Raw genomic sequence first — 22,843 nt, 5'->3', positions numbered from 1 at the left:
CGTCGACTGTTAACGTTGGATCCCGCCCATCAATAGATGGAAGAGATAAATTGCTTGAACCGTTCCGATTTGGGATGGGCGAAAATCTCCTTGGGGTTGCCCTCCTCTTCCACGCGCCCCTGATGCAAAAACATTACCTTGTTCGACACATCACGGGCAAACGACATCTCGTGGGTCACCACCAGCATGGTGCGCCCCTCTTCGGCCAGCTCACGCATCAGGCCGAGCACCTCACCCACCAGCTCGGGATCGAGCGCCGAAGTGGGTTCGTCAAACAGCATCACTTCGGGATCCACCGCCAGCGCCCGGGCAATGGCCGCACGCTGCTGCTGACCGCCGGAGAGGTGACCCGGGTAGTAATCCCGGCGCTCCCACAGGCCCACCCGATTGAGCAGATGCTCCGCCTTGGCGATGGCTTCGGCACGGGGGATCTTCAGCACCTGGATAGGTACTTCGATGATGTTCTGCATGATGGTCATGTGCGACCAGAGGTTGAAACTTTGAAACACCATGGCCAGACGGCTACGGATACGCTCCACCTGACGCACATCCTCCGCCAGCCGCTCGCCAGCCCGGTTGGTTTTCATCCGGATAAGCTCGCCATGAAGCGAAACCGTGCCGGAAGAGGGTGTTTCCAGCAAATTGATACAGCGAAGAAAGGTCGACTTCCCCGAGCCGGAGGAGCCGATCAGGGAGATCACGTCTCCCTTGTGGGCGGTCATGTCGATGCCCTTGAGCACTTCGTGGGTGCCGAAATACTTGTGCAGTTCACGAACTTCCAGTGCGGCAACGTCGCTCATCCATTACAACCTTGTCTGTCCCTAGACGCCGCTACGGCGTGACTCAGTCATCGTCCATTTAACAAAAAGTTAACCGATGGCAACCTTCAGCGAAAATATCACTCGACTAGTCAAAAAACAATACAGAACGGTGGTCTTTGGTGTTTTGTCTGTATTTTTATTGGTCTAATCGGTATTTTTCAGCACTTTGTCTGCATAAAACCCTATCCAGACCAGTACGGCAACACCGCCTTTTTATACCCACATCGCAAGGGTGGCAAGAAAATTCCTGCATCATGGTCATAACCGTGCCCAAGCAGCTTTATTCACCCTGCGGATGTTTGCATCTTGTTGAAAAGTGGGCTGACTCGTCGATTCTCCTGCTGCACCAAGGCGAGCCACTGCGCCACATCAGTGCATGGATTTGCACCAAAAACATAACAACTTAATAAAAAAGCCCCGGATGAAACATCCAAACTCACAGATATGTGACACAGAGCCAATAAGTAGTGATAAGGTGTCATTTTTATCAGTTTTGTGATCGAGGCCCCGATGTTGCTCAATGTATTGCTGATCCTGCTGCCGCTGGCAATCGGCTATCTGATCCCCCTCTCTTCCGCCCGGCTCATCAAGCTGGTCAATCAGTCGCTGGGCAAGATGGTCTATCTCATCCTGTTTCTGATGGGGCTGGGGCTCGCCTATGTGGAGAACCTGGGCAGCAACCTGGCGGTGATCTTCAAGGTGGCCGGTGTCATGCTGGCCGCGATTACCTTCTGCAACCTGCTGGCGCTCTGGTGGCTCGACAAACGCAGCCCGCCGACCCATGAGGCAAGTGACGCCAAGATGCCGAGCAAGCGGCACCTGCTGTGGGAATCACTTCAGCTCTGCTTCGTGGTGCTGGGGGGCGTGCTGCTGGGGCTGCTGGTGGATCTGCGGATCTTGCCCATCGACAAGTTGAGTGAGTGGGCCCTGATGTTGTTGCTGCTGCTGATCGGGGTGCAGATGCGCAACTCCGGTATGCGACTGCGCCAGATCCTGCTCAATCCCTGGGGCATGAAAATCGCCTTTACCGTCATCGTCAGCAGCTGGCTGGGCAGCCTGCTGGCAGCCCAGTTGCTCGGCATGCCATTCAGTCATGGCTTGGCGATCAGCTCCAGCTTCGGCTGGTATTCGCTGTCGGGCATTCTGGTGGCCGACAAGCTGGGGCCTGTGCTCGGCTCCGCCGCCTTTATCAACGATCTGGGTCGCGAGCTTATTGCCATTCTCATCATCCCCATGTTGATGCACCGCCACCCCTCTGCCGCCATCGGCTACGGTGGCGCCACTGCGCTGGACTTCACCCTGCCGGTCATTCAGAAATCCGGTGGCATCCAGGTAGTACCTGTGGCGATTGTCTCCGGCTTTATCCTGAGCCTGCTCGGCCCCATCCTGATCCTGGGCTTCCTGGCCATTTAAACCTGCCAACCCCATCACGCCCGACCCGAGTGTCGGGCTTTTTTGTGCCAACCCCTTGCCGCCGGTTCGCCAGCCGTAGGCAAGCAGAGCCGTATCAGCTAGGCTCACCCTCAGTTTTCATTTGCTGGTCAACCCTAGCCCCATGAATTATCTGGCTCATCTGCATCTGGCTGCCCATACCCGAAGTTCCCTCACCGGCAATCTGCTGGGGGATTTTATCAAGGGACCACTGCCAAGCGCCCTCGCCCCCGAGTTCGACGAGGGGATCTGGCTGCATCGCAAGATTGATGCCTTCACCGATGCACACCCGGAGCACAGGGCAGCTGTGGCCTGCTTTGAGGCGCCCTGGCGCCGCTTTGGCGGCATACTGGTGGACATGCTCTACGACCACTGGCTCAGTGTGCACTGGCCACAATTTTGCGCAGAGCCTCTGCCCCGCTTTTTGCAGCACAGCTATGACCAGCTCTTGGCAGATCACCTGCTGCTGGCAGACGGCTTGCCAGCGGCACTGAAACGGATGGCGGAGCAGAACTGGATTGCCTCCTATCGTCACAAAGAGGGACTGGGCCGGGCCCTCAACGGCATAGGCCATCGTCTGCGCCGCCCTGTGTTGCTCGGCGATGCCCTCACCACCCTGGATGAGATGGATTGGCATACCTGCGAGCTGGGCTTTCTGCGCTTCTATCCCCAACTGATGGCATTTAGCGAGCAGCAGCTCGCCCACTATCGCGAGACAGGCGGCCACGCCGGCTTGCGGCCATAAAAAACCGGACCCTGGGTCCGGTTTGCAGATAAAGGTGCACTGAACCAGTGCCTTATTTCTCTTCTTGTGAAAGCTCACCCTTCTTCTTGCGAATGCTGAGGCCCAGCTCCCGGCCACGCAGGCGGGCGTAATAGATGGTGCCGACAAACGCCAGTGTGGTGAACACCAGTTCAACCACAGCCAGCCAACGCTCCCCTTCATCCGTGGTGATCAGCGTCAGGGCGTGCAGAAAATAGGGCATCAGCACGAAGTTGCCCCAGGCGTGGGTGTAAGGGTTGCCCTGTACTATGCCCTTGAGCGGGAACAGGAGCGGCACAGTCCAGATCACCGGCAGCAACCAGGGATTGAGGTCAGGGTGGGGGGAGAGAAACAGGTGCCAGAGGATGACCCAACCCAGCAGGCCAAAGAAGCCAACCAGGGTCAGCAGACGGGCGAAGCGAGTGGTCACTTGAGGATCTCCAGCACCTGCTCGGGAGGGCGGCCGATGCGAGCCTTGCCATCTTTGATGACGATGGGGCGCTCGATGAGCTTGGGATGCTGGTGCATGGCGCGAATGAGGGCATCGCCACTCTGATCCGCCAGCCCCAGCTCTTTGTAGAGATCTTCCTTGGTGCGTATCAGCTGGCGCGGATCGGCAAAGCCCAGTTGGGTCAGCAGGGTGCGAATGACATCTTCACTCGGCGCCTGCTCCAGATAGAGCACCACATCCGGGGCGATCCCGTGCTGTTCCAGCAGGGCCAGGGTTTCACGGCTCTTTGAACAGCGCGGATTGTGGTAGATTTGGGTCTCGCTCATGGTAACTCCCTGATGTGGCAAGATGGGACAAGAAACGGCGCTATTGTAGGGGAAACGGATGGTCAGGGTAAGCGGCAGGGCACAGGAAATGAAACGAATTTGTTGGATGATTGTGGCCGCTCTGCTGACAGCCTGCTCCCCGGCCCCTGAGTTCAGCAACGGCCAGGGCCAGCCGGTGACGCTGGCGCAGTTTGCCGGCAAACCGCTCCTGGTCAACTACTTCGCGCCCTGGTGCGTCCCCTGCCTGCGGGAATTGCCGCTGTTGGAGACACTGGCGCAGGAGGGCAAGATAGCCGTGGTGGTGATCAGTTACGATCCCGCCACCCCGGCCGAGCTGGGGGCACTGGCCAGTCGCCATCACATCAGAGTCCCGCTGCTGATCGCCGATAAAGAGGCGCACCTCCCCTTCTCTCTCCCAACCGGGCTGCCCACGAGCTATCTGCTCGATGGCGAGGGCCGATTGCAAGCGACGCTGGTGGGAGAGCTCGACGGGCAGAAGATTGCCGCCCTCAAGCTGCGGGCTGCGCAATTTCGTTAGAGAAGCTCCCCTCCCCTTGCCAGGGGAAGCACCGATGCGCCTTCCTGACATTTGAGCGTCTGCGACGCTTCTCTTTCATCACGAGTCTGCCGCCCCGCGCCCTTCTAAAGGGGTGGCAGAGAAGAGTCTTCCGCCCGGAAAGAAAACGGGGCGCGCCATTGCTGGAGCACCCCGTTTCACCGTTTGTCTGAGTCATCACCCTTTCAGGCTGTCGAGATCCTTTTTCGCGCGCTCCAGCTCTGTGATACGCGCCTCCAGTCTGGCCAGGGTCAGCTTGTCGCTGGTAGTGCCACGGGCCACGATCAGCTCGTCGATAGCGGCTTGATAATCCCCGCGCAGGGAGAGCATCTCGGCGCGCGCCATGTGCAACTCTGTCATTCGGCCCGCCTTGCGATAGGCATCGGAGAGCAGGTTCCAGGCCAGGCTGTTCTCTTCGTGATCCCGGGCATAGGGGGCCAGGATGGCGATGGATTTCTTGTAATCGCCCCCTTCCAGATAGGCGTTACCCAGGTTGACCACCACCACTTCGTTATCCGGCATGCGGGCGCGGAACTTCTCCAGCCGTGCAATGGCCTGGGCGCTGCGTCCCTTGGCGAGATCGATATCGGTCAGGGCATCGACCACGAACAAGTCTTCAGGATGACGGGTGGCCAGCTCCTGCATCAGGGTGTCAGCCTCATCGGTGCGCTTGAGTTGCAACAAGGCCAGCGCCTTGCCATAGGTGGCCGCATCCTTGAGGGGGTAATCCCCTTTTTGCAGACGACTGTCGAAATAGCTGAGCAGCGCCTGCGGGGTCTCGGTGCCATAGCGCACCTGAATGCGCACCTTGGCCAACCAGAAGTCGAGGCTGGGGGGCAAGTTGCGGCGCCCATAGCTGTTGGCTCGGCCGCGGGCCTCGGAGATCCGGGTCTCGGGCAGGGGGTGAGTGAGCAGCATCTGGGGCGGCTTGCTGGCGTAGCGATACTCGGCCGCCAGTTTCTGGAAGAAGTTGGCCATGCCCATGGGGTCAAACCCTGCGTCATACAGGGTCTTCATGCCGATCCGGTCCGCTTCATATTCGTTGTCGCGGGTGTAGTTGATGGCCGATTGCATCGACAATCCGAGGGTGGTCTGCAAGGCGGCGATACCGGCGGTGGGGTTGATCACCGCGAGCGCAATGGAGCCCACCAGCCCGGCCAGCGTCATGGCTGAGCTGCTCGCCTGCGCCTCCATGTAGCGGGCAATGTGGCGCTGGGTCACGTGGGTGATTTCGTGCGCCAGCACCGAGGCCAGCTCGCTCTCGCTGTCGGCATAGAGGAAGAGGCCTGTGTGCACCTTGACCCGACCGCCGAGGAAGGCGGCCGCGTTGATGCTGGGATCATTGACAAGGAAGAAGGTAAAGGGAAAACGCACCCCGTCGGCGTTGGTCAGCAAGCGCTGCCCCAGATCGTCTATGTACTGACTCAGCACGGGATCATCGATGATCGGCAAGCCGGCCCGGGCGAAACGCATGAAGGCATTGCCATAGCGCACCTCCTGCTCGATGGGCAGGGCGGCTACCCCGGCGGTACCTATGTCGGGAAGCTGGTTGTTCGCCTGGGCATGAAAAGTCGCCCCCATCAGGGAAGCCAGCAGGGGAAGCGATGCCATCAAAGGGGAAAAGCGTGCCACGTTATCTCTATCTCCAATCAGACCCTACCGGGACACCGGCAGAATACCCTTGCCCCTCAAGGGCCACAAGCGTTGTTTCATGCTCTTATCACGGCCATAATAGCCGCCTCATGCCCGATGGAGCCCCTATGGAACACCTCGATCTGACCCCCTGGCGCTGCCCAGAGCCACTGATCCGGCTCAAGCTCTGGTTGCGTCAGGCGACACCCGGTCAATCCCTGTCCATCCAGCTGGCAGACCCGGGCTCCCGGCAGGATATTCCGGCCTACTTGCAACGCCAGGGACACACAGTCACCTTGCAGCAAGGGCCGGACAATACGATCTTTTTGCAATTGGTTGTCGGGGCCAAACAGCCATCATGAGCCCCTGTCACGAAAGGATGCTGTCATGTTAGAAGTACTCAAGCGCTGGTATCAGACCCGTTTCTCCGACCCCGATGCCGTCACCCTCTTCCTGCTGCTGGTTGCCTGCTTTGCCGTGCTCTGGCTGTTTGGCGGCCTGCTTGCTCCCTTGCTGGTCGCGCTGGTGATGGCGTATCTGCTGGAGTGGCCAGTGAGCCGGTTGCAACGAGCCGGGCTCTCCCGCGCTCTTGCCACCAGTCTGGTGCTGCTGCTGTTCATAGCTGTGACAGTGATGGCATTGCTGGGCCTGATCCCGACCCTGGTGAGCCAGGGCATCAACCTGGCCAAGGAGTCCCCCTCCATGCTGGCCCATGTCCAGGACTATGTGCGCACCCTGCCGGAGAAATACCCCGAAGTCATCGACGTGACCCTGGTCGAAACCATCATCGACAACATCCGCCAACGCATCCTGAGCGGCGGCGAGCATCTGGTGAGCGCCTCCCTGAGCTCGCTGGTAAACGTGGTGGCCATCCTCATCTATCTCATCCTGGTGCCGCTGATGGTGTTCTTCATGCTCAAGGACAAACAGGAGCTGATGGGCGGCCTGCGCCGCTTCCTGCCGCGCAATCGCACCCTGGTCAACCGGGTCTGGGTGGAGATGAACGACCAGATCATCAACTATATCCGCGGCAAGGTGATCGAGATCCTTATCGTCGGGGTGGCTACCTACATCCCCTTTGCCTTGATGGGATTGCGCTACTCGGCGTTGCTGGCGGTGGCTGTCGGTTTCTCCGTACTCATTCCTTACATAGGCGCGGCGGCGGTCACTGTACCTGTGGCCATGGTGGCCCTGTTCCAGTGGGGACTGACCCCGGAATTCACCTGGCTGATGGTGGCCTATCTGGTGATCCAGGCCCTCGATGGCAACCTGCTGGTGCCTCTGCTCTTCTCCGAGGCGGTCAACCTGCATCCGGTGGCCATCATCGTAGCCGTGCTGGTATTTGGCGGCCTCTGGGGTTTCTGGGGCGTCTTCTTTGCCATCCCCCTCGCCACCCTGGTCAAGGCGGTGATCAATGCCTGGCCCAAGCGGGATGATCCGGCCCTGCCCGGCGTCTGAGGGCGCATACACCTCTCAGGTGACAGAGTGTGACAACCTGCAATCAGGAAAAAAAGAAGGGAGCCCACGGCTCCCTTCTTTTTCATACCATTGCGGTAGTCGATATCAGAGCCCGGCCAGAAATGCCGTCAGGGCCTGATTGACGAAGGCGGGATTTTCCAGCGTGGAGATGTGGCCTGCGGCCGGGATCTCCTTGAAGGAGCAACCCAGCACCTCGGCCATCAGATAACCCTCCAGCACGGGGCGTGCCTTGTCTTCGCAGCCGGTCATGACCAGTGCCGGCACCCTGATCTCTTCCAGCCAGTCGATGCGATCTTCCCGGGTCACAAAGCTGCGCCCCACCGCCACCATGGCGGCTACCTTCTCCCCTGGCCAGGAGGCCAGGCGTTCCTTGAATCCGTCAATCAAGGCCGCATTCGGCTGATTGGCAAAAAACAGCGGTGCCACCTGCTCCACTATGGGTGCCGGTACTGTGCCGAGCTGCCCAATCATGCCCAGCATGCCGAGGTAGCGCTCGCAGGTAATCTGGGGCTCGAGACCGACGAAGCTGTCCATCAGCACCACTCCCTTGAGACGGGTCGGTGCCATCCTGGCCAGCTCCACACCCCACATGCCACCGATGGAGAGACCCACCAGCACACACTCTTCGACCCCGAGGGCATCGAGCAGTGCCAGATGATCCCGGGCCAGGGTCGCCAGGGTGCAGGGGCCTTCCGGCAACCGGTCGGAATCGCCATGACCCCACAGCTCGGGCACGATACAGCGGTACTGGCCCTTGAGCGCGGCAATCTGCGGCGCCCACATGGCGCTGTCCCACAGGTAGCTGTGGCCAAACAACAGAACCGGGCCCTGCCCCTCGTCCAGATAGGCCATTTGGCGGCCCGCTATCTCCATAAATTGCTTCATGTTTTCTCCTGTTGCCAGCTGCTGATGATGAGACGGCAGTGCAAATCGCCATAGATGGCTTCATGTTTTTTCTATTGCCAGCGGCTGATGAGGCGGCAGTGTAAATCGCCATTCTGTTTTGCTGCCAGCGACGGGGCGGCAGTGTAACACGCAGTCCTTGGCAGTGGCGCCTCCCTGGTGCAAGCTGAAGATGACTCAAGGAAAGGACTCAAAAAGGAGAAAGCCATGCCGAAGGAAAAGAGCAAGAAGCGCCCGCGTCTGGACAAGAAGTGCTATGAGCATCACCTCACCCATCTGCAGGAGGAGTTGGTCAAGTTGCAGGAGTGGGTCAAGCAGGAGGGGCTGAAAGTGGTGGTGGTGTTCGAGGGGCGCGATGCCGCCGGCAAGGGCGGCGTCATCAAGGCCATCACAGAGCCACTCAACCCACGGGTCTGCCGGGTCACAGCCTTGCCCGCCCCCTCCGATAGAGAGCGATCCCAGTGGTATTTTCAACGCTATGCCGCCCACCTGCCCGCCGCTGGTGAAATGGTGCTGTTCGACCGTTCCTGGTACAACCGGGCCGGGGTCGAGCGGGTGATGGGGTTTTGCAGCGATGCGGAGTATCGCGAGTTTTTACGGGCCTGTCCCGAGTTTGAACGCATGCTGATCCGCTCAGGGATAACCCTGATCAAATACTGGTTCTCGGTCTCGGACGAAGAACAGGAGAAGCGTTTCAAGGAGCGGATCAACACCCCCATCAAGCGCTGGAAGTTCAGCCCCATGGACTTGCAATCCCGCTCGCGCTGGGTGGAATACTCCCGCGCCAAGGATGACATGTTCACCTATACGGACACGGAAGACTGCCCCTGGTTCGTGGTCGATGCCGACGACAAGCGCCGGGCTCGGCTCAACTGCATCGCCCACCTGCTCGGCAAGGTGCCCTACGAGGCGATCAACTACGACCCCATCAAGCTGCCCCCCATCACGACCGAGGGATACGAGCGCCCGCCACTGGCCAGCCAGACCTTTGTACCCGACATTACCGCCGAGCTGGAGGCCTGATCACCATCACCCTGCCTGCCATGTTACCGAACGGCAGGCAATAAAAAGCCGGTCTGACGACCGGCAAAAAGGCATTGAATACTAAGGAAAACCAGCGCAAAAAAATCAGGTACGAATGTACTTGGCGGTACGAGGGAACGCCTGCTCTTTGGCGTCAAACAGATAACAGGCTTCAGCCGGGATACCCACGCTGTAGGTCTGACCGGTTGCCACATCCACGTCCGAGGTGGCCTTGACGGTAAAGTCGTGACCATCCACATCCATATAAACGAAGGATTCCGCGCCCAGGTGTTCAGCCACCTGCACTATCCCGCTCACCTTGCTATGAGCATGGGGGTGATCGAGCGGGAACAGATGCTCGGGACGAATACCCAGCTCTACCTTGTCACCGACCGAGCCACGACGGGCATCGACCCGCGCCCGCACCGTATCGCCGGAGGTGAGTTTGACCACACACTCCTGCTCGCCAATCTCCAGTAATTCGCCCGACAGAAAGTTCATCTTGGGTGAGCCGATAAAGCCCGCCACGAACTTGTTGTCCGGGTTGTGGTAGAGATCGAGCGGGGTACCGAACTGTTCCAGGTTGGTTTGGGCCTCGCCCTTGAGCGGACTCAGCACCACGATGCGGTTGGCCAGTGTCATGGCTTCCACCTGATCGTGGGTCACGTAGATGATGGTAGAGTTGAGCTCCTTGTGCAGCTTGGCGATCTCGATGCGCATCTTGACCCGCAGGGCGGCATCCAGGTTGGACAAGGGTTCGTCAAACAGGAACACCTGCGGCTGCTGCACTATGGAGCGACCTATGGCCACGCGCTGGCGCTGACCGCCGGAGAGCGCCTTGGGCTTTCTGTCCAGCAATGGCTCAAGCCCCAGGATTTCGGCGGCGCGCATCACCCGCTTGTGGATGTTCTCCTTGTCCATCTTCTTGAGCTTGAGGCCAAAGGCCATGTTCTCGTAGATGTTCATGTGCGGATAGAGAGCGTAGGACTGGAACACCATGCCGACGTTGCGCTCCACCGGCGGCACGTCGTTCATGTAACGACCGCCGATAGTCAGCTCACCGCTGGTGATGTCTTCCAGACCCGCGATCATCCGCAGCAGGGTGGACTTGCCGCAGCCGGACGGGCCGACGAAGACGATGAACTCCCCTTCCTTGATGGCCAGGTTGATGTTGCGCAGCGTGTCCTTGTGGACCGCCGGATCGTAGTTCTTGCGAACGTTGTTGAGTACTACTTCAGCCATGACGAGCTCCGCTCTTGAATCTTTGCAAATCGTGACGGCGGGGGGAGTCAGCTCCCCCGGCCATTAAAACCGTTAGCCGTTAAACGTTAGCCTTTCACACCGCCCACAGTGAGGCCGCCGACCAGCCAGCCCTGTGACAGACCAGCAGGAACATCTTGAGGCTGGCGACGTGACAGGTGCGGCAAGACACTTAACCTTTCACACCACCGGCGGTTAGGCCACTTACCAACCAGCGCTGCGCCATCAGGAAGACCACAGTAATAGGCAGACCCGACAGGACAGCTGCAGCCGCAAAGTCACCCCACAGATAGTTCTGCGGATAGAGGTATTGCTGGGCACCGACCGCCAGGGTCAGGTTGTTCACATCCTGCAGCAAGATGGAAGCAACGGGCACCTCAGTGATGGTACCGATGAAGGCCAGAATGAACACCACCGCCAGAATGGGCACCGACAGGGGCAACAGGATCAGGCGGAACGCCTGCCACGGGGTCGCGCCATCGATGGCTGCCGCCTCTTCCAGAGAGGAGTCTATGGTCTCGAAGTAGCCCTTGATGGTCCAGACGTGCAGCGCTATGCCGCCCATGTAAGCCAGGATAAGGCCACCGTGGGTGTTGAGACCCAACCAGGGCACATAGTCACCTATCTTGTTGAACAGCGCATAGATGGCCACCAGTGCCAGCACGGCCGGGAACATCTGGAAGATCAGCATCCCTTGCAATATGGTCTGCTTGCCGCGAAAACGCAGGCGGGCAAACGCATAGGCACAGGTGGTCGACAGCGTCACTATCATCAGGGCCGTGATGCCGGCGATCTTGATGGAGTTCCACAGCCAGGTCAGCACGGGGAACGGCGGCGGCGTGATGCTGCCATCGGCGTTGGTGATGGACATGCCCAGCGCCAGCTTCCAGTGATCCAGGGTCGGATCGGAGGGGATGATTTCCCCCACCGAGAAGTTGCCGTTACGAAACGAGATGGCGATGACCATGATCACAGGGAAAATGATCAGCGCCAGGAAGGCCCACATGACCAGGTGGGTTGCCCACACCCGGTATTTGACTGATTTGGGTTGTACGATAGCCATTGAGAAGCCTCCTTACTGTTGCTTGTCGGCTTTGGACAATTTCAGGTTGAGCAGTGCAAGCGCGCCGACGATCAGGAAGATGGCGGTAGCGATGGCACTGGCCAGACCGTAGTCCTGACCACCCGAGCCCTGGAACGCAATCCGGTAGGTGTAGTTCACCAACAGATCCGTGGTCCCGGCCGGGGTACTGGCACCTATGATGTCCGGCGCCCCGTTCGTCAACAACTGTATGAGTACGAAGTTGTTGAAGTTGAAAGCAAAGGATGCGATCAGCAGCGGAGTGAGCGGCTTCATCAAGAGCGGAACCGTGATCTTGAAGAAGTTCTGCACAGGACCGGCACCGTCCATGGCGGACGCCTCGTAGAGATCATCCGGAATGGCTTTGAGCAAGCCCATGCAGAGGATCATCATGTAGGGGTAGCCAAGCCAGGTATTGACGATGAGGATCATCACCTTGGCCAGGAAGGGGGTGGTGTACCAGTCCGGCTTGATGCCGAACGCCGCTTCCAGGAACAGGTTGATCTCGCCGAAGTTCTGGTTGAACAAGCCCTTGAACACCAGGATGGAGATAAACGCCGGTATCGCATAGGGCAGGATCAGCATGACCCGGTAGAAGCCGCGACCTCTGAGCTGTTCCCACTGCACCAGACATGCCATCACCATGCCGATGGCCAGGGTGAAGCCCACTGAGCCGGCGGAGAAGATCACGGTCCAGACGAAGATCTGCATGAAGGGACCCTGGATACCCGGGTCTGTCATGATGCGCACGAAGTTTTTCCACCCCACGCTCACCACGAAACCGGGGGCCATGCCCTTGCCGACAAACTGTCCCTGCTCGTCGATGTATTGATAGAAGCCGGTGTCACCGTTGGGCAGCATCAGCTCGCCGGTCTGGGTGTCACGCAGCAGGTTGCTGTCCTTGATCACCACGCCGGATTTGAGCACGGCGCCATCCATCAGCCGTGTGTACTGCTGCTTCTGGGCGGCAAACTTGCGCAGGCTGCTCAGGGTCAGGTGAATGCCACCTTCCGGCAACACCAGATCCAGCGCGCTCAGGTGAGTGCGATGATCGACGATGGCACGAATGGGGGCCACCTTGTCCACGGCCTCTTCTGCCAGAGGCTGCAACTGAACAACCTGGACCGCGTCATGGACTCTGCCCTCGCGGACAGCCAGTTCACGGGCCTTGTTGTTCATCAGAGTAAGGGGTTGACTGATAAAGGCTTGGTCGTCCTGTTTCAGCAACAGCTGAAACTGATTGTTCTCACCACCCAGCAGGGTGAAATCGAATTCACCGCCAGCCACCTTGTAGCTTTTTTTCAGATGGTAATCCCGTGCCTGCTCAAGGGAGAGCAAGTTGGATCCCGAATAGTTGGTGAAGGCGATGCCGATCGTGTAGGCAAGAGGGAAGATGATAAACACAACCATGCCAGCCACACCGGGGAAGATATAGCGGTGGGCATAAGTCTTCTTGTTCATGAAGACATACAGACCGACGGACACCACCACCAGATCGAGCAGAGCGAATACCCACTCACCGCTGGCGTACATCATCACGGCCGCATAACCGTTGAGGATTGCTACCAGAGCAGCGATGGTCCACTTAAGCCAGGTGTGCTTATCCTTCGGACCGGCATAGGATTCAATAGAAGGTACTACTTCCATGCCAATTAACCTTTATAACGCCAAGAGAGATTTGAGAGAGTGGGAGGCCGTTGCGGCCTCCCGGGTAGTGCATGCTTACTGAACGATACGCTTGGCAGCGGTATCCAGGGCTTCGTCAACGCTCTGACGGCCGGAGGTCACGTTCTTGAGGGCTGTTTCGAAGGAAGACCAGAAACGGCTCATCTCAGGCACGGACGGCATAGGCTCGCCATTCTGGGCGTTCACCATGGTTGCCTTGATGTGCGGATCGGATTCCAGGGTCTTCTGGAAGGACTTCAGCGCTACTGCACCCAACGGCTTGTCGGCGTTGACCGGTGCCAGACCGGCATCGGTCAGCAGGTAGTTTTCCAGGAACTCGATAGCCAGATCCTTGTTCGGGCTGGCGGCGTTGATGGTCGCACCCAGTACGCCAACGAAGGCTTTGGCCGGGTTGCCCTTCAGGGTCGGCAGGGACGCTACACCGTACTTGATGCCGCTCTTGTCCAGGTTGCTCCAGGCCCAGGGACCGTTGATCATCATGGCCACTTCGCCCTTGTTGAACTTGGCGTCCATCACACCGTAGTCGATACCTTTTTCCAGGTGACCGGATTTGATCATCTCGGAGATATAGCCAACACCGGCCTTGGCACCTGCGTTGTTCACGCCGGTATCTTTCACGTCATAACCGGTAGCGGTTTTCTTGAAGGCATAGCCACCGTTGGCAGCCACCAGCGGGTAGCTGAAATAGGGGGTGTCATAGGCCCACATGATGGCGCGCTTGCCATTTTTCTTCAGCGCTTCGTCGATCTTGGCGATCTCTTCGAAGGTTTTCGGCGGCTCGGGCAGCAGATCCTTGTTATAGATAAGGCTCACGGCTTCTACCGCAACCGGATAACCGTAGGTCTTGCCATCCACTGCCATGGCATCCCAGGCGAACTGTTCAAACTTGGCTTTGGTGGCTGCGTTCGGGGTAACAGGTACCAGCAGACCGGCCTTGACCCACTCACCGTAACGGTCGTGAGCCCAGAAGAAGATGTCCGGACCGTTGCCGGTGGCAGCGGCTTGCTGGAATTTCACTTCCACCTGATCAGGGTGAGCAACCGTCACCTTGATGCCGGTTTCGGCTTCAAACTTCTTACCTACTTCAGCCAGACCATTGTATCCCTTGTCACCGTTAATCCAGATGGTCAGTTGACCTTCGTCAATGGCGGCAGTGGCAGAGCAAGCCACGCCCAGAGTAGCCAGACCGATCAGGGATGACAGCAATTTCTTTTTCATGAGCCTTTCCTTGTATTAGTTCCGCGCTGTAAGAGCATTGTGTGCGAGATGAATATTATCCCAAGCCGCTACTGCCTCACATGACGCAACTCGCATTTTTGAAATGCAATTACGTATTTTCTTCCAGAAAGTTATGAAAATATTTTCTTATTTCAGGGGGTTATCGCCATTTATTGGCATATTTCTCGCCAAAAACAGAAATTAAATTACCAAATGGAAATAAAAAAACACAAATGAAAGGGTTTTCACTGCATTGAAAACCCTTTCACGGTGGTTATTCTGTTTAAATTGTTAACAAAGCACCGAGTTGGTTTCGAGGCGACTTACCCCATTAAATAAAAAGACACCGCAGCGAAGTGCGGTGTCTTTTTGCCAAAAATGGAAAGCAGATCACATTACGACTGGCGCAGCAGCTGATCCTTGAGATTGGGTGGCACGCCGCGAATGGTCAGAGTATCTGTCTGGGGATCGTAAAACACCCGGCTGTTCAGCAATTTCTGCTCGAAGCTCAGGGTCAGACCGCCACCGGAGCCGACGAACTTGGTCAGGCCGCGCAGGGTGGAGCGATCGGCGGGGAAGCGCTCTTCCAGCTCATACTCCTGACCGATGAAGCTGTAAAAATCGAGGTCGCCGTCGCCCGCTTCTCTTGCAGAGAGTTCGGCGGAAAGCTCCTTGATTTCGATCTCTTCACCGGCGCTGGCCTGCTCGGTGCAATATTTGAAGACCTGCTTCTTGTAGTCGTTGCGCTCGGCCGGCTCCAGCTGACGGCTGTCGCAATAATCGTCCACCGCCTGCAGCAGTCCTTTATTTTGGATCTTGGCATCCATGCCCTCGCGGGCACCCAGCAAGTCCATGAAAAAGTCCCCCAGTTTGCGACCGACCCGCCCCTTGCTGAAGGTGATATAACGCCGAGAGTCTGGCTGGGTTTTCCATTCGGTCAAATCGATGCGGGCCACCAGATTGAGCTTGCCGATATCCAGATAATGGATATGGCGCAAGTCCAGCGCCTCGCTGACGGTGACGCTTTCCTTGCCTTCCAGCAGGGCGACCATCAGGTAATCGACCCCTACATAGTTGTATTTGGCAAACAGCAATACACCCTGCTCGTCGAGGGCGTGATCCACCAGGTTCTTGACCAGCAGCTGGGTCATATTGACCGAGAAGGGGACGAATTCGAGCTGATCGCCGAGCAGCTGCTTGAGGGCAATGCGAAAGGCGGGAGAAGGCTGCTTGGGGGCTTCCTCACCGTCGGCCAGCTCGGCGACGGCGGCTTCGGGGTCAGCGAAAAAGCCAAAGCCCTTGCCACCCTTGCCGTTGTAAATGCGATGCAGCTCCGCCATCAGCCCCTGAACCGCCTCATCAGCAGGCAGGGTCTGGCTGCGGGTGTCGGCGTGAGGTTGACCATCGCCGCCCTGGCGCAGGGAGTGAAGAATGATCTTGTCGATATCGAGACTCATGTCACAAAGCCATAGTGTTAGCCGAAAGGGTGAAGTATTATAAGGCGCTTTGAACCGAGATGAACTGAAGATTATGCCCATCGTATCAAAGTACACAAACCAGCAATTTGATGACCTGATGAATGACCTGATCACTGTACTGGAAAAGCACAAGGCGCCAGTCGACCTCAGCCTCATGGTGCTGGGTAACGTGACTACCAATATCATCAACGGCATGGCCCCGGCACAACGCCAGGCGATCACTGAAAAATATGTCCAGGCACTGACTTCCTCGGTCGACACTCGCCACGACACTCACTGAGTCGCCGCCTTTTTTTGACGTTTCTCAAAGCAGATGGATCACTATGGTCGAAACCGGCAACCCCTATCGTGATAATGTCTCTCGCCTGATCACCTGGGGGCATTGGTTCTCCTTCTTCAACATCATTCTGGCCATGCTGATTGCCACCCGCTATCTGGGTGCCATCAGCTGGCCATCGACCACGCTCGGCGTGACCTATCTAATCATCAGCTGGATAGGTCACTTCTCGTTTCTGAGCTTTGTCACCTACCTGTTGACCATATTCCCGCTGAGTTTCGTGCTGCCCAAAGAGAAGCTGCTGCGCTTCATTTCGGCCATCATCGCCACCCTGGCGCTGGTGCTCCTGCTCATCGACACCCAGGTGTTCCAGCTGTTCAAGTTCCACTTGAACGCTCAGGTGTGGCAGTTGCTGCTGGATCAGGCACAGACCGAGGAAGGCTCGATCTGGAGCATCATCTTCGTGGCGGTGCCAACCATCTTCCTGCTGCAACTGCTGCTGTCGGCCTATGTGTGGCGCAAGATCAACAAGCGCAAGCGCCGCCAGTATGGCAATCAGGTGGGGCTGGCCCTGCTGGTCTGCTTCATTCTGACCCACGTGGTCAACAGCTGGGCCGATGCTACCCTGTATCAGCCCATTACCATGCAGCGCGCCAACTTCCCGCTCTCCTACCCCATGACCGCCAAGAGCTTCCTGGCCAAGCACGGCTGGCTGGACCTGGATCAGTACGAGAAGAAGGCAGAATCCCAGGATGGCGAGAGCGAGAGCCGCTTGCGCTACCCCCTGCGCCCGCTCAGCGTCAACGCCCCCATTGCCCACAAGAACCTGCTGGTGGTGGTGGTGGATTCGTTGCGAGCCGACATGCTCAACAGCATCAACATGCCCAATCTGCAGCGTTATGCAGACAGCCATCTCAATTTCCGCAACCACATGAGTGGCGGCAATGATGATGTGATGGGGATGTTCAGCCTCTTCTATGGCCTGCCCGGCCACTATTACGACGACATCCGCAACGACAAGACACCACCGGTACTGTTCGACGAGATGCTGCGCCAGGATTACCAGTTCGGCCTGTTTGGCGCGCTGGAAGATGCGCAGCAGTATCGCCAGAGCATCCTCTCCGGTCTGCGCAAGCAGGTGTTTGTCTCCGAGCAGACCAATGATCAGCTGCTGATCGGTGACTGGCAGCAGTGGCTCGCCAAGCGCTCGCCGGACAGACCCTGGTTCTCGCTGGTCTATCTGTCGAGCCCCGGTGATTACCAGCTGCCGGCCGACATGAAGGGCCCCTTCCAGCCCGAGCTGACCAAGTTCAATCCGGCCACCGCTTATCAGGCCAAAAACCTGCAGAAGCTGGAGAACCGTTACAAGAACACCGTCTTCTACACAGATCAGTTGCTGGAGCAGATGCTGAGCCAACTGCAACAGCAGGGCCTGAACGAGCAGACCATAGTCGTGGTGACCTCCAACCACGGTCAGGAGTTCAACGATACTCGCAGCAACAGCTGGGGTTATGGCACCAACTACTCGCCCTATCAGGTGCAGGTGCCTTTCGTGCTGGCCTGGCCGGGCAACGACACCCTGGCGCAGAGCCAGTTGAGCAGCCATCTGGATCTGGTGCCCACCCTGATGCAGGGCATGCTGGGGGTGCGCAACCCGGCGCGGGACTACAGCACAGGCCGCAGTCTGTTCGACAACAGCCCGCGCAACTGGCTGCTGGCCGGGGATCAGCGTGACTTTGCCATCTATCAGGGCAACACCATCACCCACTTCAACAAGCAGGGTGACTTTGAACTGCTGGAGCGCAACAGCTACCGTCCCATCAAGCACGGCACCCCCGACATGGGTGTCATGATCCAGGTGATGAACGAGCTCAACCGCTTCTATCGCGCCCCCTGACGGCCAGAAAACCACAACTCACCAAGCCCGCTCCCGTAGCGGGCTTTTTATTGCGTGCAGCACGGGCCGGAAAACAACACCTGGCTTCTATGCCCAAGGGAACCCATACGGGACGGGTTTACTGCCCAGCCAGATAGCCCTCTTCTCCCTTTCATGTTCTCACTTGCCGGCGCAAACGTTCTTCTTTTCACTACTGACTCTTCCATCAAAAACATCAATCTGATCAAGATCATAAAAACAAAATGATAATGATTATCAATCGTTGATCTGGATGGACCACTCTGCAATAATCCGCGCCCTTCAGGCTCAAATAACAATCATTCTCAAAATGAAAATACTGCTGCACTACTGGCCCATGCTGCTGTCCGGCACAGCGCTGGCCGCCAGCGATCCGGCCAGGGTCGACGAAACTGGCATACTTCCTCACCTAAAGGCGCGCGAGACCATAGTGGTCAAGGGCCAGCGGGTCGAACAGAAGCTGTCCGATATCTCGGGCGCCATCACAGTCATCACCGAAGAGGACCTGGATCGCCAGGTCGCCACCGAACTCACCGACGTGTTCAAGAACGAACCCGGCGTTTCTGTGACCGGCTCGGCAGGGCGTCCGCAAAACATCAGCATCCGCGGCATTGGCGGCAACCGGGTGCTGATCATCAAGGACGGGGTCAGGGTCAGCGACGGCTTCGGTGCCGACGATCTCAACGACAAGGTGGGCCGTTTCAGCTTCGATCTGGATGACGTCAAGCAGATTGAGGTGGCCAAGGGGGCCGGCTCCGCCCTGCACGGATCAGACGCCATCGGCGGCACCATCGTCATCTCCACCAAGCAGCCGGAGGATTATCTGCAGGGGCAGGATGCCTACCTCAGCAGCAAAGTCCTGCATGATGGCAGCAGCAACAAGCAGAAGTTGAGCGCCACCGGTGCCGCCCGCTGGGCTGAGACAGAACACCTGCTGCGCGTCTCTGGCTGGCAGGGGCACGAGACCGCCAACTATGACGAGAGCCGCATCCCGGCGGATCTGGATGGCCTGAGTGCCTCCACCAGCTCTCGCTTCACCCTGAACGAGCACCACCTGCTGCGCCTCGAACTCGACTACTTCGAGGACAATGCCAAGCGGGATCAGGGGCCGCGCGAAATGCCCCAGCCCGATGGCAAATGGCAGGTTCGCCAGTATCGCGAGGACAGCACCCAGCGCTCCCAGGGCGCCAAGCTGAGCTGGGAGGCGCGCAGCCTCGACCATCTGCTGGCGGATCAGTTCACCTTGAGCCTGCACGGCAATCACGCCAAGAACAGCGCCAACAAGCGCAGCCTGCTGCAAAATGACCTGCTGAGCGGCTATCCCCGCTATCGCAGCGAACGGGAGCTGGCCACCTTCACCGAGGATCTGCTCGGCGGCGAGCTGGACATTCGCCGCGATCTGACGACCGGCGCCATCGAACACAAGCTGAGCTATGGCATCGAACTGGAGCGTGCAAGCCATGAGCGACCGGTCGACAAACTGACCTTGGAGGCGGGCATTCCCCAGCCCGGCCAATCCGCCCCCTTCAGCAATGCCCGCACGGACCGCGCCGGCATCTGGCTGGGGGATGTGGCGAGCCTTGGCCAGTGGCAATTCACCCCCACACTGCGCATGGATCACCAGTGGCTGAGCCCGCAAGATGGCAAGGGTGCCAGCAACCACAGCTGGCACCTCTCCCCCAGTCTGGCCACCAGCTACCGCTTCAACGATCAGTGGCGCAGCTGGCTCAGCTATGCCAACGGTTTTAGTGCCCCCTCCTACGACAAGGTGTACGGCAATATTCCCCACTACTTTGCCCTGCCGCCGTTCGAGATCATCGCCAACCCGGACCTCAAGGAGGAGACCAGCCACAGCTTCGAGTGGGGTGTGAGCGGTGAAGGGGATGAGTGGAGCATCAAGCCGGCGCTCTTCTACAACCGCTACTACAACTTCGTCGACTGGCGCCAGGTGGGCTTCCGTATGAGCGACGGCGTCATGCTGCGCCAATACCGCAACGTGGCCAAGTCCGAGACCTGGGGCGCCGAGATCGCCGCCAGCTACTGGCTGACCCAGCAGTGGGAACTGGCCACCAAGTTCGGCTGGGTGGATGGCAAGGACAGCCAGGGCGAGTCACCGCGCAACCTGACCCCGCTGGAGGGCAATACCCGCCTCAGCTATCAGGCCAACGACTGGAGCCTGGGGCTGCAAGCCGATTATGCCGCCGCCATGAGCCGGGTACCTACTTGCGGCAACAGCCTGACCCAGCAGCAGAGCGAGTGCATGAAGAGTGCCGGCTGGCTCAGCTTCGCCCTGACCGCCGACTGGCAGATCACAGACGCACTCAAGGCCAACCTCAAGCTAGATAACCTGCTCGATACCCGTTACACCCGCTATCAGGATGTAGCCGGGCAGGAAGCGGGCAGCGATGCGGGACTCTACACCCAGACGGGCCGCTACCTGAGCGCCAGCCTGCGCTACACCTTCGTGGGGATCTGATGCACGCGCTATTGATAATGACGGCTCTGCTGGCCAATCCGGTGGCCTCCCCCGCCGAGGCCGCAATGACGGCAACCACCACGGCGCCACAGAGCGCGCCAGCCATTGCCAAACGTCCCCTGCTGATGAAGGGCGACACGGCGCGGCGCGATCCCTATGGCGGCTGGCGCGACGACAGTCGCCAGGATCCCGCCCTGCTGGCCATGCTGGCCGAGCAGAACCGCTGGACCGAGCAGCAGCTCGCCAGCCAGCGGCCGCTGGAGCAGGCGCTGCAAGCCGAGTGGCAGACACAGCCGCGCGGCGAGCCCATGCCCGCCGAGTGGCACACTGAAGCGGGCAGCCAGTGGCGGATGGAGGCCGACGGCAGCCTGTGGCAACGGGCTGATGACAAGGCGCAGCCCCGTCAGCGACTGGCGCCGCGTCAACCGGCGAGCGGCTATTACGAGCTCGCCGGCTGGGCACTGCACCCGAACGGACGCTGGCTGGCCCTGGCCGAAGATCTGCGTGGCGATCTGGACTACCGCATCACCCTGCTGGATCTGGATAGCGGCAAGACACAAACCACCCTGGCGCACAGGGCCGCCGATCTGCTCTGGAGCCTGGACGGCAAGACCCTCTACACCCTTGCCAACGAGCGCCGCACCCTGCGCCCATGGCAGCTGTGGGCCTGGCAGGATGGCAAGGAGCGGCTAGTACACCAGGAGGCCAATCCCGCCTGGCTGCTCAGCCTCTATGGCACCACGGACAAACGCCACCTGCTGCTGCAGAGCAACAACCACGACAGCTCGGAGCAGTACCTGCTGGACGAGGGAACCCCCTCTCTGCTCAAGGCCCGCCAGGCCGGTGTCGAGTACTACCTGGATACCCAAGGGGAGCGAGTGCTCATCAAGAGCAACAAAGATGGTGCCCTCGGCCTTTATCAGGTGACCAGTCTGGCACAGGTGGCCGAGGGGCACTGGCAACCCCTCTGGTCCGGCGAGAACAAGAGCCTGGAGAAGTGGCGCCTGTTTGCCGACCATACGGTCCTGCAATACCGCAAGGCAGGGGACGACTGGCTCGATGTGCTGGATTCAAGCGGCCAGCTCAGCCAGCGCGTGCATCTCACCGAGGGCGCTGGCACGGCCTGGATCCAGGGTGCTCATGACCCGGCCAGCCAGCAGATCCTGATCCGCAGGCAAGGGATGGCCGAGCCGCCCCACCAACGCTGGCTCAATCTGGCCAGCGGTCAGTGGCAAGCTGGCGCGCAGACGCAGGCACCCTCCCCCTACCGAAGCGAGCGACGCTGGGTGCTGGGCAAGGATGGGGTCAAGGTGCCCGTCTCTCTGGTGTGGCGCACCGACATCACCAAGCCCAAGGCGCTGCTGCTCTACGGCTACGGCGCCTATGGCACCCCTATGCGCCCCTACTACCAGCCCCAGGTGCTGAGCCTGCTGGATCGCGGTTTTGTCTACGCCATCGCTCACGTGCGCGGCGGCGGCATGCTGGGAGATGACTGGTATCTGGCAGGGCGCGGCCGGCAAAAACAGCACAGCGTGGACGACTTCCTGACCGTGGCAGAGGCGCTGGCCCGAGATCCGGCCATTGATCCTGCCCGGCTGTTCGCCATGGGCGGCAGTGCCGGCGGTCTGCTGGTGGCGGCGGCGCTCAATCAGGCGCCAACCCGCTTTGCCGGCGCCGTGTTGCAGGTGCCCTTCGTCGATCTGCTCGGCACCATGAGCGATCCCGAACTGCCGCTCACCCGCCAGGAGTACGCCGAGTGGGGCAATCCGGCCATTCCCGCCGACTATGCTGCCATGCGTCGCCTGAGCCCCTATGACAACCTGCAACGGCAGCCCTATCCCCCGGTTTATGTGACGGCCGGGCTGCACGACAGCCAGGTGCCTTACTGGGAGCCGCTCAAATGGGTCGCCCGGCTGCGGGAGCACAGCACGGGCACGGGCCCCTATCTGCTGAGTACGGCTCTCGACAGCGGCCACCAGGCCAGCACCGGCAAGGCCCACCAGCAGGCAGCGCGCGAGTATGCCTTCCTGCTCACCCTGGCTGGCGTTACCCGCTGATGGCGCATCC

The 22,843-nt window shown here is 59.3% G+C and carries 20 protein-coding genes; 10 read left to right on the top strand and 10 right to left on the bottom strand.

What is annotated here, in order from left to right; all coding sequences use genetic code 11:
• Positions 1–29: 29 nt before the first annotated feature.
• Positions 30–800, bottom strand: a complete 771-nt coding sequence (locus AXW79_RS12970; RefSeq protein WP_005310133.1) for an ABC transporter ATP-binding protein — start codon at positions 798–800, stop codon at positions 30–32.
• A gap of 531 nt (positions 801–1,331) precedes the next feature.
• On the opposite strand from AXW79_RS12970, the gene AXW79_RS12965 reads away from it, so the two are divergent.
• A complete protein-coding gene (locus AXW79_RS12965; protein ID WP_005310131.1) occupies positions 1,332–2,234 on the top strand; it encodes a lysine exporter LysO family protein in 903 nt (300 codons plus the stop codon).
• Positions 2,235–2,376: 142 nt separating this feature from the next.
• Positions 2,377–2,997 (top strand): acyl carrier protein phosphodiesterase, encoded by a 621-nt coding sequence (locus AXW79_RS12960; protein WP_005310129.1) that lies wholly within the window; start codon positions 2,377–2,379, stop codon positions 2,995–2,997.
• 52 nt (positions 2,998–3,049) lie between these two features.
• On the opposite strand, the gene AXW79_RS12955 is transcribed toward AXW79_RS12960, so the two are convergent.
• Together AXW79_RS12955 and arsC are read right to left on the bottom strand one after the other, a co-directional pair.
• Positions 3,050–3,445, bottom strand: coding sequence for a DUF2069 domain-containing protein (locus AXW79_RS12955; RefSeq protein ID WP_005310127.1), 396 nt, complete (start codon positions 3,443–3,445; stop codon positions 3,050–3,052).
• Entirely contained in the window at positions 3,442–3,792 is a 351-nt protein-coding gene (gene arsC / locus AXW79_RS12950; RefSeq protein WP_005310125.1) for an arsenate reductase (glutaredoxin), read from the bottom strand. Before arsC ends, AXW79_RS12955 begins: the two co-directional genes overlap by 4 nt.
• Positions 3,793–3,850: 58 nt before the next feature.
• Between arsC and AXW79_RS12945 the strand changes: the two genes are divergently transcribed.
• The gene (locus tag AXW79_RS12945) at positions 3,851–4,330 is read left to right on the top strand and encodes a TlpA family protein disulfide reductase (protein ID WP_011898884.1); all 480 of its coding nucleotides are present in this window, start codon (positions 3,851–3,853) and stop codon (positions 4,328–4,330) included.
• Positions 4,331–4,525: 195 nt separating this feature from the next.
• On the opposite strand, the gene bepA is transcribed toward AXW79_RS12945, so the two are convergent.
• On the bottom strand, positions 4,526–5,980 hold the full coding sequence (gene bepA / locus AXW79_RS12940; RefSeq protein WP_011898885.1) for a beta-barrel assembly-enhancing protease: 1,455 nt from the start codon (positions 5,978–5,980) through the stop codon (positions 4,526–4,528).
• Positions 5,981–6,108: 128 nt separating this feature from the next.
• Here bepA and AXW79_RS12935 point away from each other — a divergent pair, with 128 nt between their 5' ends.
• Entirely contained in the window at positions 6,109–6,342 is a 234-nt protein-coding gene (locus AXW79_RS12935) for a sulfurtransferase TusA family protein (protein ID WP_005310119.1), read from the top strand.
• Between the two features lie 25 nt (positions 6,343–6,367).
• Complete coding sequence (locus AXW79_RS12930; protein WP_005310117.1) at positions 6,368–7,438, top strand: AI-2E family transporter; 1,071 nt, start codon at positions 6,368–6,370, stop codon at positions 7,436–7,438.
• Positions 7,439–7,543: 105 nt separating this feature from the next.
• Here the strand turns inward: AXW79_RS12930 and AXW79_RS12925 are convergent, their stop codons facing one another.
• Positions 7,544–8,344, bottom strand: a complete 801-nt coding sequence (locus tag AXW79_RS12925) for an alpha/beta fold hydrolase (protein ID WP_005310116.1) — start codon at positions 8,342–8,344, stop codon at positions 7,544–7,546.
• 225 nt (positions 8,345–8,569) lie between these two features.
• Between AXW79_RS12925 and ppk2 the strand changes: the two genes are divergently transcribed.
• On the top strand, positions 8,570–9,385 hold the full coding sequence (gene ppk2 / locus AXW79_RS12920; protein WP_005310114.1) for a polyphosphate kinase 2: 816 nt from the start codon (positions 8,570–8,572) through the stop codon (positions 9,383–9,385).
• Between the two features lie 105 nt (positions 9,386–9,490).
• On the opposite strand, the gene AXW79_RS12915 is transcribed toward ppk2, so the two are convergent.
• The 5 genes from AXW79_RS12915 to yejK form a co-directional block, all read right to left on the bottom strand.
• Entirely contained in the window at positions 9,491–10,627 is a 1,137-nt protein-coding gene (locus AXW79_RS12915; protein ID WP_005310112.1) for an ABC transporter ATP-binding protein, read from the bottom strand.
• Positions 10,628–10,817: 190 nt separating this feature from the next.
• On the bottom strand, positions 10,818–11,708 hold the full coding sequence (malG, locus tag AXW79_RS12910) for a maltose ABC transporter permease MalG (RefSeq protein ID WP_005310110.1): 891 nt from the start codon (positions 11,706–11,708) through the stop codon (positions 10,818–10,820).
• A gap of 12 nt (positions 11,709–11,720) precedes the next feature.
• On the bottom strand, positions 11,721–13,373 hold the full coding sequence (gene malF / locus AXW79_RS12905) for a maltose ABC transporter permease MalF (RefSeq protein WP_005310108.1): 1,653 nt from the start codon (positions 13,371–13,373) through the stop codon (positions 11,721–11,723).
• A gap of 75 nt (positions 13,374–13,448) precedes the next feature.
• On the bottom strand, positions 13,449–14,630 hold the full coding sequence (gene malE, locus AXW79_RS12900) for a maltose/maltodextrin ABC transporter substrate-binding protein MalE (RefSeq protein ID WP_005310106.1): 1,182 nt from the start codon (positions 14,628–14,630) through the stop codon (positions 13,449–13,451).
• A gap of 395 nt (positions 14,631–15,025) precedes the next feature.
• A complete protein-coding gene (yejK, locus tag AXW79_RS12895; RefSeq protein WP_005310104.1) occupies positions 15,026–16,087 on the bottom strand; it encodes a nucleoid-associated protein YejK in 1,062 nt (353 codons plus the stop codon).
• Between the two features lie 73 nt (positions 16,088–16,160).
• Here yejK and AXW79_RS12890 point away from each other — a divergent pair, with 73 nt between their 5' ends.
• The 4 genes from AXW79_RS12890 (at position 16,161) to AXW79_RS12875 (ending at position 22,833) form a co-directional block, all read left to right on the top strand.
• Complete coding sequence (locus AXW79_RS12890; RefSeq protein WP_005310102.1) at positions 16,161–16,388, top strand: YejL family protein; 228 nt, start codon at positions 16,161–16,163, stop codon at positions 16,386–16,388.
• Positions 16,389–16,431: 43 nt separating this feature from the next.
• Positions 16,432–18,282, top strand: coding sequence for a DUF3413 domain-containing protein (locus AXW79_RS12885; RefSeq protein ID WP_005310100.1), 1,851 nt, complete (start codon positions 16,432–16,434; stop codon positions 18,280–18,282).
• Positions 18,283–18,610: 328 nt separating this feature from the next.
• Positions 18,611–20,776: a TonB-dependent hemoglobin/transferrin/lactoferrin family receptor gene (locus AXW79_RS12880; protein ID WP_005310098.1), complete on the top strand. Its 2,166-nt coding sequence runs from the start codon at positions 18,611–18,613 to the stop codon at positions 20,774–20,776.
• Positions 20,776–22,833: a prolyl oligopeptidase family serine peptidase gene (locus tag AXW79_RS12875; protein WP_034283096.1), complete on the top strand. Its 2,058-nt coding sequence runs from the start codon at positions 20,776–20,778 to the stop codon at positions 22,831–22,833. Before AXW79_RS12880 ends, AXW79_RS12875 begins: the two co-directional genes overlap by 1 nt.
• Positions 22,834–22,843: the final 10 nt, after the last annotated feature.

The sequence above is a fragment of the Aeromonas salmonicida subsp. salmonicida genome (assembly GCF_001643305.1).
GTDB classification, from domain to species: domain Bacteria; phylum Pseudomonadota; class Gammaproteobacteria; order Enterobacterales; family Aeromonadaceae; genus Aeromonas; species Aeromonas salmonicida.
Note: the sequence above shows the minus strand (reverse complement) of the source record. Positions and strands in the feature narration are given on the sequence as shown.

What these genes read in the sequence shown, in the direction of transcription:
- AXW79_RS12970 (WP_005310133.1), bottom strand. Translation starts at nt 800, where the DNA reads ATGAGCGACGTTGCCGCACTGGAAGTTCGTGAACTGCACAAGTATTTC.
- AXW79_RS12965 (WP_005310131.1), top strand. Translation starts at nt 1,332, where the DNA reads ATGTTGCTCAATGTATTGCTGATCCTGCTGCCGCTGGCAATCGGCTAT.
- AXW79_RS12960 (WP_005310129.1), top strand. Translation starts at nt 2,377, where the DNA reads ATGAATTATCTGGCTCATCTGCATCTGGCTGCCCATACCCGAAGTTCC.
- arsC (WP_005310125.1), bottom strand. Translation starts at nt 3,792, where the DNA reads ATGAGCGAGACCCAAATCTACCACAATCCGCGCTGTTCAAAGAGCCGT.
- AXW79_RS12945 (WP_011898884.1), top strand. Translation starts at nt 3,851, where the DNA reads ATGGTCAGGGTAAGCGGCAGGGCACAGGAAATGAAACGAATTTGTTGG.
- AXW79_RS12935 (WP_005310119.1), top strand. Translation starts at nt 6,109, where the DNA reads ATGGAACACCTCGATCTGACCCCCTGGCGCTGCCCAGAGCCACTGATC.
- AXW79_RS12930 (WP_005310117.1), top strand. Translation starts at nt 6,368, where the DNA reads ATGTTAGAAGTACTCAAGCGCTGGTATCAGACCCGTTTCTCCGACCCC.
- AXW79_RS12925 (WP_005310116.1), bottom strand. Translation starts at nt 8,344, where the DNA reads ATGAAGCAATTTATGGAGATAGCGGGCCGCCAAATGGCCTATCTGGAC.
- ppk2 (WP_005310114.1), top strand. Translation starts at nt 8,570, where the DNA reads ATGCCGAAGGAAAAGAGCAAGAAGCGCCCGCGTCTGGACAAGAAGTGC.
- AXW79_RS12915 (WP_005310112.1), bottom strand. Translation starts at nt 10,627, where the DNA reads ATGGCTGAAGTAGTACTCAACAACGTTCGCAAGAACTACGATCCGGCG.
- malG (WP_005310110.1), bottom strand. Translation starts at nt 11,708, where the DNA reads ATGGCTATCGTACAACCCAAATCAGTCAAATACCGGGTGTGGGCAACC.
- malF (WP_005310108.1), bottom strand. Translation starts at nt 13,373, where the DNA reads ATGGAAGTAGTACCTTCTATTGAATCCTATGCCGGTCCGAAGGATAAG.
- malE (WP_005310106.1), bottom strand. Translation starts at nt 14,630, where the DNA reads ATGAAAAAGAAATTGCTGTCATCCCTGATCGGTCTGGCTACTCTGGGC.
- yejK (WP_005310104.1), bottom strand. Translation starts at nt 16,087, where the DNA reads ATGAGTCTCGATATCGACAAGATCATTCTTCACTCCCTGCGCCAGGGC.
- AXW79_RS12890 (WP_005310102.1), top strand. Translation starts at nt 16,161, where the DNA reads ATGCCCATCGTATCAAAGTACACAAACCAGCAATTTGATGACCTGATG.
- AXW79_RS12885 (WP_005310100.1), top strand. Translation starts at nt 16,432, where the DNA reads ATGGTCGAAACCGGCAACCCCTATCGTGATAATGTCTCTCGCCTGATC.
- AXW79_RS12880 (WP_005310098.1), top strand. Translation starts at nt 18,611, where the DNA reads ATGAAAATACTGCTGCACTACTGGCCCATGCTGCTGTCCGGCACAGCG.
- AXW79_RS12875 (WP_034283096.1), top strand. Translation starts at nt 20,776, where the DNA reads ATGCACGCGCTATTGATAATGACGGCTCTGCTGGCCAATCCGGTGGCC.